Source organism: Rhizobium gallicum bv. gallicum R602sp, assembly GCF_000816845.1.
GTDB lineage: Bacteria > Pseudomonadota > Alphaproteobacteria > Rhizobiales > Rhizobiaceae > Rhizobium > Rhizobium gallicum.
Window position 1 is genome coordinate 884,886 of record NZ_CP006880.1, and the last position, 14,893, is coordinate 899,778.

Annotated in this window: 10 protein-coding genes; all 10 read right to left on the minus strand. The window is 59.3% G+C overall.

Going from position 1 to position 14,893, the window contains the following annotated elements:
- Window positions 1–5: 5 nt before the first annotated feature.
- On the minus strand, window positions 6–476 hold the full coding sequence (locus RGR602_RS27375) for a cyclic nucleotide-binding domain-containing protein (RefSeq protein WP_040115152.1): 471 nt from the start codon (window positions 474–476) through the stop codon (window positions 6–8).
- 107 nt (window positions 477–583) lie between these two features.
- Entirely contained in the window at window positions 584–3,298 is a 2,715-nt protein-coding gene (locus RGR602_RS27380; protein ID WP_040115153.1) for an ABC transporter ATP-binding protein, read from the minus strand.
- 193 nt (window positions 3,299–3,491) lie between these two features.
- On the minus strand, window positions 3,492–4,625 hold the full coding sequence (locus RGR602_RS27385; RefSeq protein WP_040115154.1) for a glycosyltransferase family protein: 1,134 nt from the start codon (window positions 4,623–4,625) through the stop codon (window positions 3,492–3,494).
- A complete protein-coding gene (locus RGR602_RS27390) occupies window positions 4,622–5,869 on the minus strand; it encodes a glycosyltransferase (RefSeq protein ID WP_040115155.1) in 1,248 nt (415 codons plus the stop codon). The genes RGR602_RS27385 and RGR602_RS27390 overlap by 4 nt, the downstream gene beginning before the upstream one ends.
- 11 nt (window positions 5,870–5,880) lie before the next feature.
- A complete protein-coding gene (locus tag RGR602_RS27395; protein WP_040115156.1) occupies window positions 5,881–7,089 on the minus strand; it encodes a glycosyltransferase family protein in 1,209 nt (402 codons plus the stop codon).
- A gap of 92 nt (window positions 7,090–7,181) precedes the next feature.
- The gene (locus RGR602_RS27400) at window positions 7,182–8,354 is read right to left on the minus strand and encodes an ABC transporter permease (RefSeq protein WP_040115157.1); all 1,173 of its coding nucleotides are present in this window, start codon (window positions 8,352–8,354) and stop codon (window positions 7,182–7,184) included.
- Window positions 8,354–9,352: an ABC transporter permease gene (locus RGR602_RS27405; RefSeq protein WP_040115158.1), complete on the minus strand. Its 999-nt coding sequence runs from the start codon at window positions 9,350–9,352 to the stop codon at window positions 8,354–8,356. Before RGR602_RS27405 ends, RGR602_RS27400 begins: the two co-directional genes overlap by 1 nt.
- Before the next feature lies 1 nt (window position 9,353).
- Window positions 9,354–11,264, minus strand: coding sequence for an ABC transporter substrate-binding protein (locus RGR602_RS27410; RefSeq protein ID WP_040115159.1), 1,911 nt, complete (start codon window positions 11,262–11,264; stop codon window positions 9,354–9,356).
- The gene (locus RGR602_RS27415; RefSeq protein WP_040115160.1) at window positions 11,258–13,153 is read right to left on the minus strand and encodes an ABC transporter ATP-binding protein; all 1,896 of its coding nucleotides are present in this window, start codon (window positions 13,151–13,153) and stop codon (window positions 11,258–11,260) included. The genes RGR602_RS27410 and RGR602_RS27415 overlap by 7 nt, the downstream gene beginning before the upstream one ends.
- Window positions 13,154–13,297: 144 nt before the next feature.
- The gene (locus tag RGR602_RS27420) at window positions 13,298–14,641 is read right to left on the minus strand and encodes an adenylate/guanylate cyclase domain-containing protein (protein ID WP_040115161.1); all 1,344 of its coding nucleotides are present in this window, start codon (window positions 14,639–14,641) and stop codon (window positions 13,298–13,300) included.
- Window positions 14,642–14,893 lie beyond the last annotated feature (252 nt).

Genomic DNA, 14,893 nt, shown 5'->3' on the forward strand with positions numbered 1-14,893 from the left:
GAAGATTACTGAAGCGCCGCCTGCGGCTGCTTTGCAGCGCGTGCGGCCGTCAATTCCGCCGTCGTATGGTTCAGGCGGTCGGCAAGGACGCGCATGATCTCGACGGCAATTTCGGGAAAATCGCTGAGAAGCTTCAGGAAATGCTCTTTGCTGATGCGCAGCACTTCCAGTGGAGAGGTAGCACGGACAGTCGCGGTGCGCGACACGTCACAGAGGATGGCAATTTCGCCGACGATGGAATTAACCTCGACGTCGGCGACTTTTATGTCGCCTGCAGGCGAATTCACGAGAATATCGGCTGTGCCGGAAAGCACCACATAGGCCGCGTCGCCCGGATCGCCCTGGTGGAAGAGATCCTGACCGGCCTTGTAGCTCATCCGATCGGAGGTGAAGGCCAAAAGCTTGAGTTTCGCCGGGGCGATCCTTGCGAAGATCGGCACCCGCCGCAGCATTTCGACTTCATCTCTCAACAGCATGAGCGTCTCACCCCCTGCCGCTTCTCCTCGCCGAAGGAGAACGCGCTTTAAAAAACTCTACTGGCATTCCCTCGCAAGAATGCCGTCTCAGCCGCCGCAATAGAATATTACGATAACAGTTCCTTGAACATCCCGTTTTTCTCGGAAAGTTCGGGATAGTTCCCCGCTTCAACTAAATCTCCGCGATTAAAAAGTAGAATCCTGTCGAAGATTTCTGCAAGTTTTGCGTTTGAAAGCACCCAGATGATCGCTGGGCGTTTACCCTCCTCGTGCAGGTCTTGGACGACGTTGCGGATGATCTGATCCTGCACACGCTGATCGAGCGCGGGAAGCGGCCGGTTGAAGATGAAATAATCCGAACGCTTCAAAAGCGCGCGGGCGAGGTTGAGTTTCTGGCGCTGAACCATCGTCAATCGCTTGCCGCCGGAACCGACGTCAAATTCAAGGCCGATCGACAACACGTCGTCGTAAAGATCAAGAGCATCGAAGAGTTCGCTCATGATGGTGCGAATACGATCGGAAGCGTCCGCCTGCTGATAGGCGATACGGCCGAACAGCACGTTGTCCATCAGCGTTGCGGAGGAGGTGAAGCGCTCGGGATCGTACCGCTCGATGAGAACGGCAAGATCATCCGGTATATGCTCGTGAAACTGCTTGCGGGCGCTCACGATCTTGGCCATCAGTTCATCGCTCAGCAAGCCGAAGCGATGGCGCGGCTCGATATAGGCAAAGCTCAGCCGGATGATCATCGAGCGCTCATCGATGCTCGCATCCTCGAACCGGCGGCTCTGCAATTTCTGCAGCAAGGCCTGATAGGTCGGAATATCATCCGCCGTCATGAAGGTCAGCTGCTGGAAAAAAGGGTGGTCGGGCGGCAGATCGTGGAAGAGTTCGACGGCGTTTTCGGCGATTTCCAGGCCCATCGCATAGAGGTCGTTGCTGAGGCCGGTATCGCGGAAAAGCTGCTGGAAATAGGGGTGAGCCGCAAGCTTGCGGTTGTTCATCATCGGTCGCTTCATCGTGCCGAAGAGCAGGTTTTCGCCGACCGTTGCCTGGGAATTGTAATTATCAAAATCAAAAGGCACGACGATGGCATCGAGGCTCTCGTCCTTCATACGCTCTCGCAGCGACTGACGCAGATCCACGATGCGTCCCGCAAGCGCCACATGCACTGTTGTATCAACCGTCGAGCGGAGGGCAAGGTCGAGGATGTCCTGCGAAATCAACACGGCATCGAGCACCGGTCGGATCGCCGTCAGCAGATCGTCCGGTCCGGTTGCCCCGGCGGCGTTGTAATCGACCCAGTCGCTGTTGAGATCAAGCGTCGGGTTGCCGGCCTTCAGCGCCTCGGCGGCATGCCATTTGAACTCTTGTGCTGCCTCGTCCTCGTAGTTGGGATCGGTCAGCGGTGCATGCTTGAGACCGTAAAGCAGGTTGTCGCGCAGCGTGCCGTGAAAAAAATAGCTATCGGAGGAAGCGTAGGAAATGCGACGGCCGGTAATCGATTCCGGCAGTTCCAGAAGGTCGCGGCCGTCGATACTGATACGGCCTGAGTCCGGCCAGACGATGCGGCCGAGCGCTTCGGCGAAAGCCTCCGCACCACTGCCGTTCGGCCCGACAACCGCCACTGTCTCGTTCGGCCTGATCTCGACCGAGACGTGGTCGACCAGGCGCGCGCCGCTATCGTCGCTGAGGGTGAGGTTGCTAACGACGAGGGCTGCCGTCAGCGGGCCGACTGCTTCTGCCGGGATTTCCTGGATGCGGCTGTCAATAAGCGGCTCGACATTGAACTGTTCATAGACCTGCTGATACTTGACCTGAACGTCCTGGCGCATCTGATCCCAGTCGATCAGCTCTTTCAATGGCCCCGGAAGATCCTTGTAGGCGCTGATGACCGCAACGAGCTGGCCGATATCAAGGCGCCCCTGCAATGCGAGGTAGCCGCCGATCGCGTAGAATAGGAAAGGCGTCACCTGCGCCAGGAAGTTGTTCAGGAACTTCACCAGGAACTTCCACTGGTAAAGGTCGTAGCGGATCGAGAAGATGAGGCCGAGACGCGTGGCAATGTCGGCGCGTTCCAGGTTCGAGGTGTCATTGCCATGGATCGTGCCGATACCCTCGACAATCTCGCCAACGCGGCCGGAAAGCTCGCGGGCTGTCAGCTGCCGCTGGCGGCCCAGCTCGAGCAGCCGCTTTCTCATGCGCGGAATGACGACCGCCTGCACGCCGACGATTGCGGCCGCAATCATACCGAGCCAGAAGTTCTGGACAATGATGAAGGCAAGCGCCGTCAGCGCCTGGCCGCCGAGAAGGGCAGGCGAGACGAAGGCATCACCGGTAAAGCCGCCCATTGGCTCCACCTCGTCCTTGATCATCGTGGCAATTTCAGCCGATTTCACCCGCTTGAAATGGACGGGCGGGAAACGCAGCACCCGGTCGATGAGTTGGAACCGAATACGCCTTAACATGCGCTCGCCGAGGCGGCCTTTGTAGGTATTGATGTAGAATTTGAAGAGGCCGTTCAGTACGACGAGCGCCAGGAAGACGAGGCTCAGCGCCATCAGCATCTGAAGGCGGTTGAGCTGGAATCCCTCGAAGAATTCGACATGCCCGATCAGCGGGATGTCATAGGCAAGATGCATGAAGGTCTGGGTCGCATTCGCATTCTCGAAGCCATCACCTTGAATCGGGCCGTTGACGATCTGTTTCGGCAAATCGAAGGACAAGAAATAAGGGACCATCGAGACGGCAACGACAGCCAAAATCCAAAGCTGCTGTCGCCGCGTGTTCGACCAGATATAGCGGGCGAGGCTTTTTTCCATGCTAACCGTCAGCCTGATTGGAAAGGGCGGGCCGGGATAGGGGGCCATTCGTAAGGGGAGATGCCGAAGACAGATTCATGCAACCGGACCGCCGGGTATTGTAAGGAAATCAAGGCGAAGCGGATTGCTGTCGAATGCCGATTCTCGCCGGGGCTTCAGTTATATCACAGGATTTTCATAATAGGCGAGCGATTCAACCAAGCATCGAACGGATGATCGAAGCAGTTGTCTCGGCTCCGGTCAGATCGAGGGTGACGTCCTTTCCGGCGGGTGCTGCAAGCACTCTTTCGACCGCCGCCGCCACATGCTCTGCGGTCAGTCCTTGCTCTGGAAGAACTGCGGCGAGACCCAGTGCCTGCAAACGCTCGGCCCGCACCGTCTGCTCCGTTTCGCCGCCGGCGACAAAGGGGACAAGGATCGAACGGCAATTTGTTCGCAGCAGGTCTCCGACCGTATTGTAGCCTGCCTGCGAGATCGAGACTTTCGCGCCGCCCAGCAGCGAGGGGAAGTCCTTGCGGAAGCGCGCAAGCGTGATGTTGGCAGGTGCGGCCCGGCTCAGCCCGATAAAGTCCGTCTCCGGCAGATTGGGACCGGTGAGGAGCAGCCAGCGATGACTTTCGGGCAGCATGGCTGCCGCATCGCGCGCCGCGCGGATGAGCTTCAGGCCGACGGCCCCGCCGCCAGCGGAGGCAATGATGTCGAAGACGTCGGTCGGAGCGGCGGCCGGCTTGGGTGCAACGAGCCCGGTATATCGTACCTTGTCTGCGATTTCGGCCGTCAGCGGAAAGGTATCTTCAAGTCGCACAAAATCCGCATCACCGTGAACGAGCACGGCGTCGAAGTGACGTTTCACCAGGTCGACGGTTTCCTCGTCTCGGCCGGGCTTGCGGTTTTCTTGAAGGATGTCGCGCACCGAACTGAAGAGTTTTGGCTTTGGATCCGTCCTGCCGATCATATCGAGCAGCGGCAGCAGTTCGAAGCGCATCTGACGCCTGCCGAAGGGGAAGGCCTCGGTGATGACGGCATGCGGCCGCACCTCCTGAAATGCGGCAAGCAGCAGGTCGCGCCGTCTTGACAGAAAGGCGTCGCCGGCGACATTGCCGTGGGCGTCCGCCAGACCCGAAAAGCCGGCATTGCTGGCAACGACCGGCGGCAAGGCTATGGTCTTTATGCCTGCGCCGGGAAAGCCTGGGACTGGCAAGCCGCCTGTTGCGACCGTCACGTCAAAACCGTCCTTGACCAATGCGTCGGCAATGCGGCTTGCGCGCGCGATGTGGCCGATGCCGAGCAGGTGCTGGACGTAAAAGAGGATGCGTTTTGTGCTCATGAGGGTTGTTGCCATTCCTCTTCGAAGAGGCGTATCAGCTGCTTTATGCTGGAATGATAGTCGAAATGCTCACGCACGCGTTTTTCCGCCGCATCTCCCAGCTGTCTTCGCAGCGCCGGATCGCGTATCGCCGCCTCAAGCGCGCCAGCGAGCGCCATCGGATCTTCCGGTCGAACGACGAGACCGTTCTCGCCGTTTGTCAGCAGTTCCGGCACGCCTGAAACATCGGTCGAAAGGCACATCAGCCGCTGGCTCGACGCCTCGACCAGCACATTTGGCAATCCATCCCTGTCGCCGTTGGCTGCAATGCGGCAGGCAAGCGCAAACAGGTCGGCGCTGCGGTAATGAGCGAGCACCTCCTTCTGCGCCATTGCGCCTTTCCAGGCAATGTTGCCGGCAAGTCCGAGCTCTGCGGCGAGCGCCTTCAATCTGGCCAGTTCGTCACCGCCCCCGATGTGTTCGAAACGCCAGTTGAGGCTTTTTGGAAGCAGGGCAAGGGCGCGCAGCAGCACGTCGTACCCCTTCTTTTCGACCGCCCGGCCGACGCTCAATAGAAGAACCGGGTCGGAAGGATCGGTGCCATCCCGGTTGGAGTGCTGGCCTTCGAAACGGCCGAAGCGGGCCAGATCGAGGCCGTGATAGCTGAGGTGGACCGCATCCGGCCGCCCGGTCAGGCTTCGCATATGCTCCCAACCGCTCCTCGTGCACGTTACCGCCCAGCGGGCGGTGCCAAGCTTGGTGTTCAGCTCCCAGTCGGGTGACGTCCAGATGTCTTTCGCATGGGCCGAGACAGTCCAGGGCACGCCTGTCAGGATGCTTGCATAATCGGTGACAGAAGCAGGTGTATGGATGAAGTGTGCGTGCAGCCATTGACCGTTATCGGGCCACTCGCGGGCGAGCACCAGCGCCTGGCCGAGGCGGCGGAAGCGGTTGCGTGACATATCGCGTGGCAGATCGGCCAGAAAGCGTTTCATCAAGGCCCTGAAACCCGGCTTTCCAAAGCCGGCAAAAAGCCCCTTCAGGACGCGCAGCGGCTCCTCGTGCAGGTATTCCGGCAGGTAGACGACGCGCGCCTTGATCTCGTCATGTACCGGGTGGCGTTTCGTGTCGGTCGGCCGCCTCATCGAAATCAGCGTCAGATGGAAGCCCGCTTTTTCCAGCCCGAGCAGCTCTTGGGCAATGAAGGTTTCGGAAAGGCGCGGATAGCCTTTCAGCACGACAAGAATCTTGCGGCGCTCCGGCAATGCTTTGATCTTTATTCTGCGCCGACGACGGCAAGATGGCTGCCGCGATTGTCGAGCCAGTGGCCGACGGTCTGCGAAATATGGTCGAGCCCTTGAAGCTGCATGTCGCGTCCGCTCTTTGATGGTGGCAGGCGTTGCGGCAGCCGTTTCAATGCCTCTGCCATGATGGCCGGATCAGCCGACTGATCAGGCAGAAGCATGTCCACCAGTCCGAGTTCGCTGGCGCGTTGGGCGCGCAGCAACTGCTCTTCCCGCGGCCTGACCCGCGGCACGACGAGCGCCGGCTTGTCGAAGGACAGAATCTCGCAATAGGTGTTGTAGCCGCCCATGGCAACGACGCCCGTGGCACCGACCATGAGTTCTTCCATGTGGTTGTCGAATTCGATCACTTCGATATAGGGGATGTTTTCCCCTTTCCTAACGAGTTTCGCGCGCTCGATTGCCGGCATGTAGGGTCCGAGCACGACCAGCGCTTTCTGCTCAAGCGTCGCATCATGCTCATAGGCGTTCATCACGTCATGTACGAGGTCGGAACCATCTCCGCCGCCGCCGGTGGTGACGAGGATGTAATCGTCCTTGCGCGCGTTGACCGATGTCTTGCCGAGCGAAACGCTGCGTTGCAGGAAGCCGACGAAGTCCATCTTCCGGCGAACGCTGTGGGGAACATCGAGGCCGATCAGCGGATCGTAAAAATCAGGCGGCCCGTAGACCCACACGCTGTCGTAATACTGGTCGATCTTCTGCATGATACCGTTCCTCTTCCACTCGGCATCGAGCAGATGCGGCGCATCCATGATCTCGCGCAGTCCGAGCACCAATGTCGTGCCCCGTGCCTTCAGATAAGCAAGCGTGTCCTCGATTTCCCCTTTGAGGCCCATCGGCTCCTTGTCGACGATGAAGACGTCCGGCTGAAAGGTCTCTGCCGTATGGCGGATGCTCGATTCGCGCATCTTCAGCGTTTCGTGAAGGTCGATATGGCTCGCCATCGACGTATATTCGCCGTTGTGGAGCTTGATCACGCTGGGGATCTTCACGAAGTCGACGCGCGCCCGGTAGTCGAACGCGCCGGCAATCGTTGCGCCGGAAATGATCAGGACATTGAGACCACGATAATCCTCGACTAGCGCATGTGCAATTGTCCGACAGCGGCGCAGGTGGCCGAGGCCGAACGTATCGTGGCTGTACATCAGAATGCGAGCATCTTCCACGCGTCTGGCCATGGGTATTTCCTTCGGGGCGAACGACATATTAGGCCCCCAGTCTTCCGGAGGGCGAGACACGGCAGAGCGGCAAATCTCCACCAAGCCTGCTGCTATTTGTAGGGATCTGCTGCATCGCGCAACCCATCTCCCAGAAAGTTGAAGGCCAAAATGACAAGAACCACTGGAATAATCGGGAAAAGCAGCCACGGATAAAAGGCAATGACGCTGACGCTCTTGGCCTCGGTGAGCAAGATACCCCAGCTGGTGATCGGCGGCCGAAGGCCGAGCCCTAGAAAAGAAAGCGCCGTTTCGCCGAGGATCATGCCCGGGATCGAGATCGTCGCCGAGGCAATCAGATGCGACATGAAGCCGGGAACCAGATGCCGCGCGATGATGCGGGGCGTGCTTGCCCCCATCAGTTGGGCAGCCTGCACGTAATCCTCTTCGCGCAGCGCCAGAAGCTTGGAACGCACAGCACGCGCAAGCCCGGTCCAATCGATGATGCCGAGGATTACGGTAATACCGAAATAGATGACGATCGGGCTCCACGTCACCGGCATGATGGCTGCAAGAGCCATCCATAGCGGCAGGCTCGGCAGCGACTGCAGCACCTCGATCACCCGCTGGACGATCAGGTCGAAGACGCCGCCCCAATAGCCGGCAAGGCCGCCGATGACGATGCCGAGCACGAAGCTGATCGCGATGCCGATCAGGCCGATCGTCAACGAAATCCGGGCGCCATAGAGGATACGGGAGAGCACGTCGCGGCCGAGGCGATCGGTGCCGAGCAGGTACATTTGGCCGCCTTGTGCCGGGCAGACAAGATGCAGATCGGACTGAACGAGGCCCCAAAACTTATAGGAATCGCCACGGCAGAAGAAGCGGATCGGCTGAACGTCGTTAGGATCGTCGGTGTAGATCCGGCGCAGCGTGTCAAGGTCAAGTTGCATCTTGCGGCCGTAGACGAAGGGACCGACCAATTCTCCCTTGTCGAAGAGGTGGACGCGCTGGGGCGGGGAATGGATGTAGTCGACATTGCGCGTGTGCAGGCCGTAAGGCGCCAGAAACTCAACGACCAGTATCATCAGATAGACGACAAGCAAAAAGATGCCGGAAGCAAGCGCCAGACGGTGCTGCTTGAACTTCCACCACATCAGCTGCTTTTGGGAAGCAAGGTGAATACGCGAACTGGCAGCCGCCATCGTTTCCGTGGCGACAGGATCGAAGGGTGCGGTCGAGACATAGTGCTGCAGGGGAGCGCCGGGCGGTGGCAAGGGCGACATTATTTGGTGCTCCTGCCTTGCAGACGGATGCGCGGATCGAGGAAGCCGAGGGCGATGTCGGAAATCAACACGCCGATGACGTTCAGGAAGGCAAGGAACATCAGGAAGGAACCGGCAAGATACATGTCCTGGCTCTGCAGTGCCTTGATCAGCATTGGGCCGGTCGTTTCGAGCGACAGCACGATGGCAACGATCTCGGCGCCGGAGATGATCGACGGCAGGATCGAACCGATGTCGGCGACAAAGAAGTTGAGCGCCATGCGCAGCGGATATTTGATGAGCGCACGGGTCGGATGAAGACCTTTGGCGCGCGCAGTCGTCACATACTGCTTCTGCATCTCATCCAGCAGATTGGCACGAAGGCGGCGGATCATGCCGGCCGTACCCGCCGTGCCGACGATGATGACAGGGATCCAGAGGTGGGACAGGATCGAGCGCGCCTTCTCCCAGCTCATAGGCTCGGAGAGATATTTCTGGTCCATCAGATGACCGATCGAGATGCCGAACCAGATATTGGCGAAATACATCAGGATGAGTGCCAGCATGAAGTTCGGAATGGCAATGCCGAGCAGCCCGAGAAACGTCAGCCCGTAGTCGCTCCAGCTATATTGATGGGTAGCGGAATAGATGCCGATCGGAAAAGCAATCAGCCACGTCACCAGGATGGTCGTGAAGGAAACGAGGATCGTCAGCCACAGGCGGTCGCCGACCACTGCGGAGACCGGCAGTTGGTATTCGAACGAATAGCCGAAGTCGCCGTGCAGCATGCCGCCGACCCAATAGAAGTAGCGGATGATCGCCGGTTTGTCGAAACCGTATTGCTGCCGCAGCTCTTCGATTTCCTGCAGGTTCGCGCTCTCGCCCTGCGCGCGCAGCTCGGCGATCTGGCTTTCGAAGAAATCGCCCGGCGGCAACTCGATGATTGTAAAGACGAGCGCCGAAATCACGAGCAGCGTCGGGACCATGGCGGCAATCCGCCAGAGAATATATCTCAGCACGTCACGCCTCCTTCAGCCAGAAAGCATCCGGCATGTAAATGCCGAGATAAGACGTTGGATCGAAGCCGTAGAGCGCCCGCTCCGGCACGTTCTGCATCTTGGCAGAACGCAGGATCGGCTGCAGCGCGCCGTTGATGAGCCCGATCGAAAACACCTGCTGCGTATAGATCGACAGCATCTTGTGCCAGATCGCTTCGCGCTTGCGGAAATCGGCAGTGGCACCCCACTGTTTCAGGAGGTCGACGAGCTCGACCGCTTCAGGCAGGTCGGGGGCGCTGCCTTCCTGGCCGGCGGACAGATAGTACATGCCCCAGATCGGCCATTGCAGCTGATCGTCGACGGTCGGCGCCAGCTGGCTTGGCGCCATGTCGGCGGTCGGAACGCCGTTTTCAATGCCGAACCATGTCGACATCATGATCGTGCCGCTCATGGCGCGGCTCTGGAAGACGTCACGCTGCGACGTTCGCGTGTAGAGCGCAAGCCCGATATTCTTCCAATGATCGTGGACGAGTTCGAGCACGTCGGTATCGAGTGTGCTTTCTCCGGCAGTTTCGACGGTGATCTCCGCTCGCCGTCCGTCCGGCAACAGACGGAAACCTTCGCCGTCACGCGCTTTCAGACCCAGTTCGTCAAGCAGGCGGTTGGCTTCATCCGGATCGAATTGAATGAAGGCGTCGGCGTATTCTTGCTTATAAAGCGGGCTGTCCTGCAGAACGGTGTCGGCGCTCGGCTTGCCGAGCCCGTAAAAGGCGACCATGTTGATTTCATGCCGGTCGATCGAAAGTGACAGCGCCCGGCGGAAGCGAACGTCGCGGAAGAGCTTGCGCCAGGTTTCGTCGGCGCAATTGAGGTTCGGGAGCAGCGCGATCCGCGATCCACGCGCCTGTTTCCAGAGATTGACCTTGACCGGGAAGCGCTTCTCGGCCTCTTTGAGGAAGGTATAGTCGTTGAAGTCGATGCCGGTCGCCTGCAGGTCGGATTCCCCCGCACCCGCCTTGGCCGCGATGATCGACGACGAGCTGACGTTCAGGATGAAGCGGTCGATATAGGGCAATTGCATGCCGTTTTCATCGACGCGATGGAAGAACGGATTGCGCACGAAAACGAATTGGTCGGCTGGCGGTGCTGTCGTGTTGCGCCACGGATCGAGTGTCGGCAGCTCCGGATTTTCCGGACGCGAGGCGCGCGACATCTTGATGTGCAGATCAACCCACTTCTTCACCCGGTTTTCCCGCATGAGTGCGGAAAGCCGGAAGTCATCCTGGTATTTTTTGTGGAACTGCTTGAGATAATGGGCGGGACCGAAGATGACGAGCGGTAACGGGCCGGCGAGCGCCGGCAGGAAATTCGGGTTGGGCTTGTCCCAACTGTAGCGGACGGTGAATTCGTCGAGCACCTCGAACTGCGGAAGCACGCCGTGCGGGCGCAGCTCCAGCGCACCGCCCCCGGGTGTCAGTGATTTGTTGGAAATGACGTCTTCCCACCAGTAACGGAAATCGTCGGCCGTGAAGGCATGCCCATCTGACCACTTGTGGCCCTGGCGCAGGTGGAAGGTGAAGATGCTATCGTTTTCCGATGTATAGCCGCCGAGAATGTCGGCCTGGAAGCGCAGGTGCTTGTCATACCCGACAAGGCGCGAATAGCCGTAAACGGTCATGTAGCGGATGTCGCGCGCCGCGCCGATGATGGTGCGTACAGAACCGCCGTAGACGCCTGGGGTCAGACCGGCCTCTTTCATGTTGATGATGCGCGGATGCTTCGGCAATCGCTCGGGCATTGGCGGAATGCGATCTGCTGTCAAAAGGTCGCGCAGGAATTCCGGCTCGATATCGCGGTCGCCCATATCACGTGCAGCAGCCGGTCCGACGGCTGCGCCAAGCAGGCCGCCGAGAAAGGTTCGGCGGGTTACCATGCACGCAGTTCCTTTGCATCTGCACCCTTGCGGGCGCGCACTAGATGACCATTGCCGAGATCGGCATAGGCAAGTTCGGACGCATCGTCATGTTCGGCGGTAAAGGTGATGCCCCAGTTTTGTTTGTCGGCGGCGCCATTTTTGCGCAACGCTTCGAAATCGAGTGGCCGGTCGAGATCGGGGAAGGGGACGGCGGCAAGCAGTGATTTCGTGTAGGGATGCACCGGATCCCGCAAGATGATCTCGCGAGGGGCGATTTCAACGATGCGGCCCTTGCACATCACGGCGATGCGATCGGCCATGTAGTCGACGACGGCGAGATTGTGCGAAATGAAGAGGTAGGTCAGGCCGAGCTCTTTTTGCAGATCCTTGAGTAGATTGAGAATTTGCGCCTGCACGGAAACGTCGAGGGCGGAGACCGGCTCGTCCAGGATGATGAGTTTGGGACCAAGAGCTAGGGCTCGAGCAATGCCGATGCGCTGGCGCTGCCCGCCCGAGAAGCTGTGCGGATAGCGGCTCAGGTAACGCCGGTCGAGGCCGATGGCGCCCATCAGCGCTTCGACCTTCTGCTTGCGTTCGGCGCTGTCCCCGCGATCGTGGATTTCCAGCGGCTCGCTCAGGATGTTGCGCACAGTCATGCGCGGCGACAGCGACGAGACCGGATCCTGAAACACCATCTGGATCTTGGTGCGTAGTGCCTGCAAATCGTCGCCCTTGACGGAAAGCACGTCGATCACGTCCTTGCCGTCATTGAAGATCACCGAGCCGCCATCGGGCGTGATTGCGCGCATCAGGATCTTGCTGACGGTGGTCTTGCCGCAGCCCGACTCGCCCACGAGCCCCAGACATTCGCCGCGCCGGATATCGAAACTGACGTCGTCGACCGCCCGCACGACTGCCGCTTCACCTCTACCGAAAAGACCGCGCTTGCGCGTCGCAAACGTCTTCGAGAGATTGTTGACCGAAAGCAAAAGCTTCGGCCCGTCCGCACCCACCATTTGCTTTTTGCCGAGGAACGATTCCAGATTGACTGGAACATCGCGCAGCGCCTTTAGCCGCTCGCCTGGCTTCATGTCAAAATGCGGCACGGCAGCCATCAGACCTTTGAGATATGGATGCTGCGGATCACGAAATATTGCATTGACGGGTCCAGCTTCCAGGATTTCGCCGTGATAGATCACGACGACCTCGTCTGCCATATTGGCGACGACGCCGAGATCGTGAGTTATAAGCAGCATCGCCATGCCGAGCTTATGCTGGAGGTCGCGCAGCAGCTCGAGAATTTGCGCCTGGATCGTCACGTCGAGCGCCGTGGTCGGTTCGTCGGCGATCAGCAGAGCAGGCTTGCAGATCAGCGCCATTGCGATCATCGCGCGCTGGCGCATGCCGCCTGAAAGCTCGAACGGATACATGTCGTAGGTGCGCTGCGGATTGGCAAATCCGACCAGCCCGAGCATCTCCTCGGTTCTTTGGCGTGCCTCGATCTTGTCGGCATCGGTGTGGATCAGCAGCGCCTCGCTGATCTGGTTGCCGATGGTGTGGAGCGGCGAGAGCGACGTCATCGGCTCCTGGAAGATCGTCGCCATGCGCTTGCCGCGCAAATCCCGCATTTCCTCGCTGTCGCGGCCGAACTGCAGGATATCGGTGGTCTCGCCATTAAGCGGATCGGTGAAGAGAATGCCGCCGGTGGCCTTTGCGGCGTTCGGCAGGATGCCCATGATCGACTGGCTGATGACCGATTTGCCGGAGCCGGATTCACCGACAAGTGCGGTCACCTTGCCCGGAAGAATGCGCAGTTCAGCATTCTTTACAACGCGCAGCTTGTCTCCGAACACTGAGAATGAGACGTCGAGATTCTCGATGCGCAATAAGTCGGACGCGGACGCCATACCAACGATATTCCCAGTCTCTTTTGTGTTCCCGTTAAGGCACACTACCGTACCGCAATCGGGGTGTCCAGTTGATGACGGGGCATGGGGGAGCCGACACATTTCGCCTGATTACAAAAGCAAAACAAGCATTTCAGCCGCAGCTTACTGAACGAAACCCTCAGCCGTCGCCCGCTTGGCCTGCTTCTTGGCATCCCGGTGGAGGAGGATGACCTGTTCGGCTTCGGAAAGGCCATTCGGCGCGACTTCGCGGAAATCCCCGTCGATGGCGCGCGCCGGTGCGGGCGCGCGCGGCTGAAGGATCGTCACCTTTTGGCGGATGCCGCGCAGCTTCTCTTCACCAAGCGTCGTCCATTCACCGCCGCAGTAACCGGCAAACGCCTGGCTGGCGACGACCTCGCGATTGTACTTCTTCGTCAGCGCCTGAAGACGCTGGACTTCGTTGACGGCCGAACCGAAGGCCGAAAACGTCAGGCGGTCCTTGAGGCCGACATTACCGAGCATCACATTGCCGATATGCAGTCCGATGCCGTAATTGATCGCGCCAAGACCTTTTTCGGCGCGTTCGGTGTTGAGCTCGGCAACGCGGGCCTGCGCCTGATGGACGGCAGAAAGGGCCGCCTGCGAGGCGATCTTCGACGGATCCTTATGACGGCCGCAGGGGTAGACGGCGAGAAAGCCGTCACCGAGGAAACTTAAGATTTCGCCGCCGTTGCGGTTGAAAGGTGCTGCAATCGCGTCGAAGAACTCGTTCAGCGTGTCGATGTAGGCCTGACGGCCTTCCTTTTCGGCATACATCGTCGACTGGCGCATGTCGCCCATGACAAGGGCGGCCCGAATCGTTTCGCCGTCGCCGCGGCGGATCTGGCCGTTCAGCACGCGCTTGCCCGCGTCGCCGCCGAGATAGGTCGTCAACATGTTGTTAGCGAGCTTGCCAAGCACGGCCATCTTGGCGGCGACGGCCAGGTGGTTCTGCATACGCAGCAGCGCATCGATCATGTCGTCGGAAAAACCAAAATGATTGTCCGTCGACCACGAGCCCATCATGCCCTGGACGGAACCGTCGCCGAAGGGCTGCACGAAGGCGAGATAGTCGGTGATCTTCTCGGCGCGCAGGTCCTCGAAAATCGGGAATTCCGCAGCGCCATCAAGCGAGATGCGGCGGCGGATATGCTGCAGATTGTTGTCGAGAAGATAGTAATACGGGCTTTGGAGAAAGCGGTCGGGCTTTGCGCCCACCGAATGGCGGTAGCCTTCGATCGTGACGCCGCTCGCACGCCGCCAGGTGAAGCCCAAAGCGTCATAGAGCGGATGGAGCATCGAAAAGGTCAGGTGCACGCGCGCGATCGGGAGACCGGCGGCGGCAATCCGCTCGCAGAACCCGCGAACGATGTTTTCGAGATCATCACCGGCAAGCGAGGAATTTGTCAGCCATTCGGCGACGCGGTCCAGAAGGATGGAGGACACGCTGGATTCGATCGTGCTCATTCTTGGTATTATCCTCATAAAGCACGTCCGTTCCTGAAAACGATAGAAAAACCGGCCCGCGGCACTGTCGTGCGCAGGGCGGAAATTCAAGATGGACGAGCGGTATTATCGTGTCAACGATCTGCCGAGGAACCGGCAGACGTACCTGTCAAACCCACAAAAACCGGGAGGACGGGCAGCCCTTTCCGTAATCACTTATTCGATTTAAATAGGCGCGCCGGGAATGCGAAACAATGGCATCGACGCATTTTT

What these genes read in the sequence shown, in the direction of transcription:
- RGR602_RS27410 (WP_040115159.1), bottom strand. Translation starts at nt 11,264, where the DNA reads ATGGTAACCCGCCGAACCTTTCTCGGCGGCCTGCTTGGCGCAGCCGTC.
- RGR602_RS27415 (WP_040115160.1), bottom strand. Translation starts at nt 13,153, where the DNA reads ATGGCGTCCGCGTCCGACTTATTGCGCATCGAGAATCTCGACGTCTCA.
- RGR602_RS27400 (WP_040115157.1), bottom strand. Translation starts at nt 8,354, where the DNA reads ATGTCGCCCTTGCCACCGCCCGGCGCTCCCCTGCAGCACTATGTCTCG.
- RGR602_RS27385 (WP_040115154.1), bottom strand. Translation starts at nt 4,625, where the DNA reads ATGAGCACAAAACGCATCCTCTTTTACGTCCAGCACCTGCTCGGCATC.
- RGR602_RS27380 (WP_040115153.1), bottom strand. Translation starts at nt 3,298, where the DNA reads ATGGAAAAAAGCCTCGCCCGCTATATCTGGTCGAACACGCGGCGACAG.
- RGR602_RS27395 (WP_040115156.1), bottom strand. Translation starts at nt 7,089, where the DNA reads ATGGCCAGACGCGTGGAAGATGCTCGCATTCTGATGTACAGCCACGAT.
- RGR602_RS27375 (WP_040115152.1), bottom strand. Translation starts at nt 476, where the DNA reads ATGCTGTTGAGAGATGAAGTCGAAATGCTGCGGCGGGTGCCGATCTTC.
- RGR602_RS27420 (WP_040115161.1), bottom strand. Translation starts at nt 14,641, where the DNA reads ATGAGCACGATCGAATCCAGCGTGTCCTCCATCCTTCTGGACCGCGTC.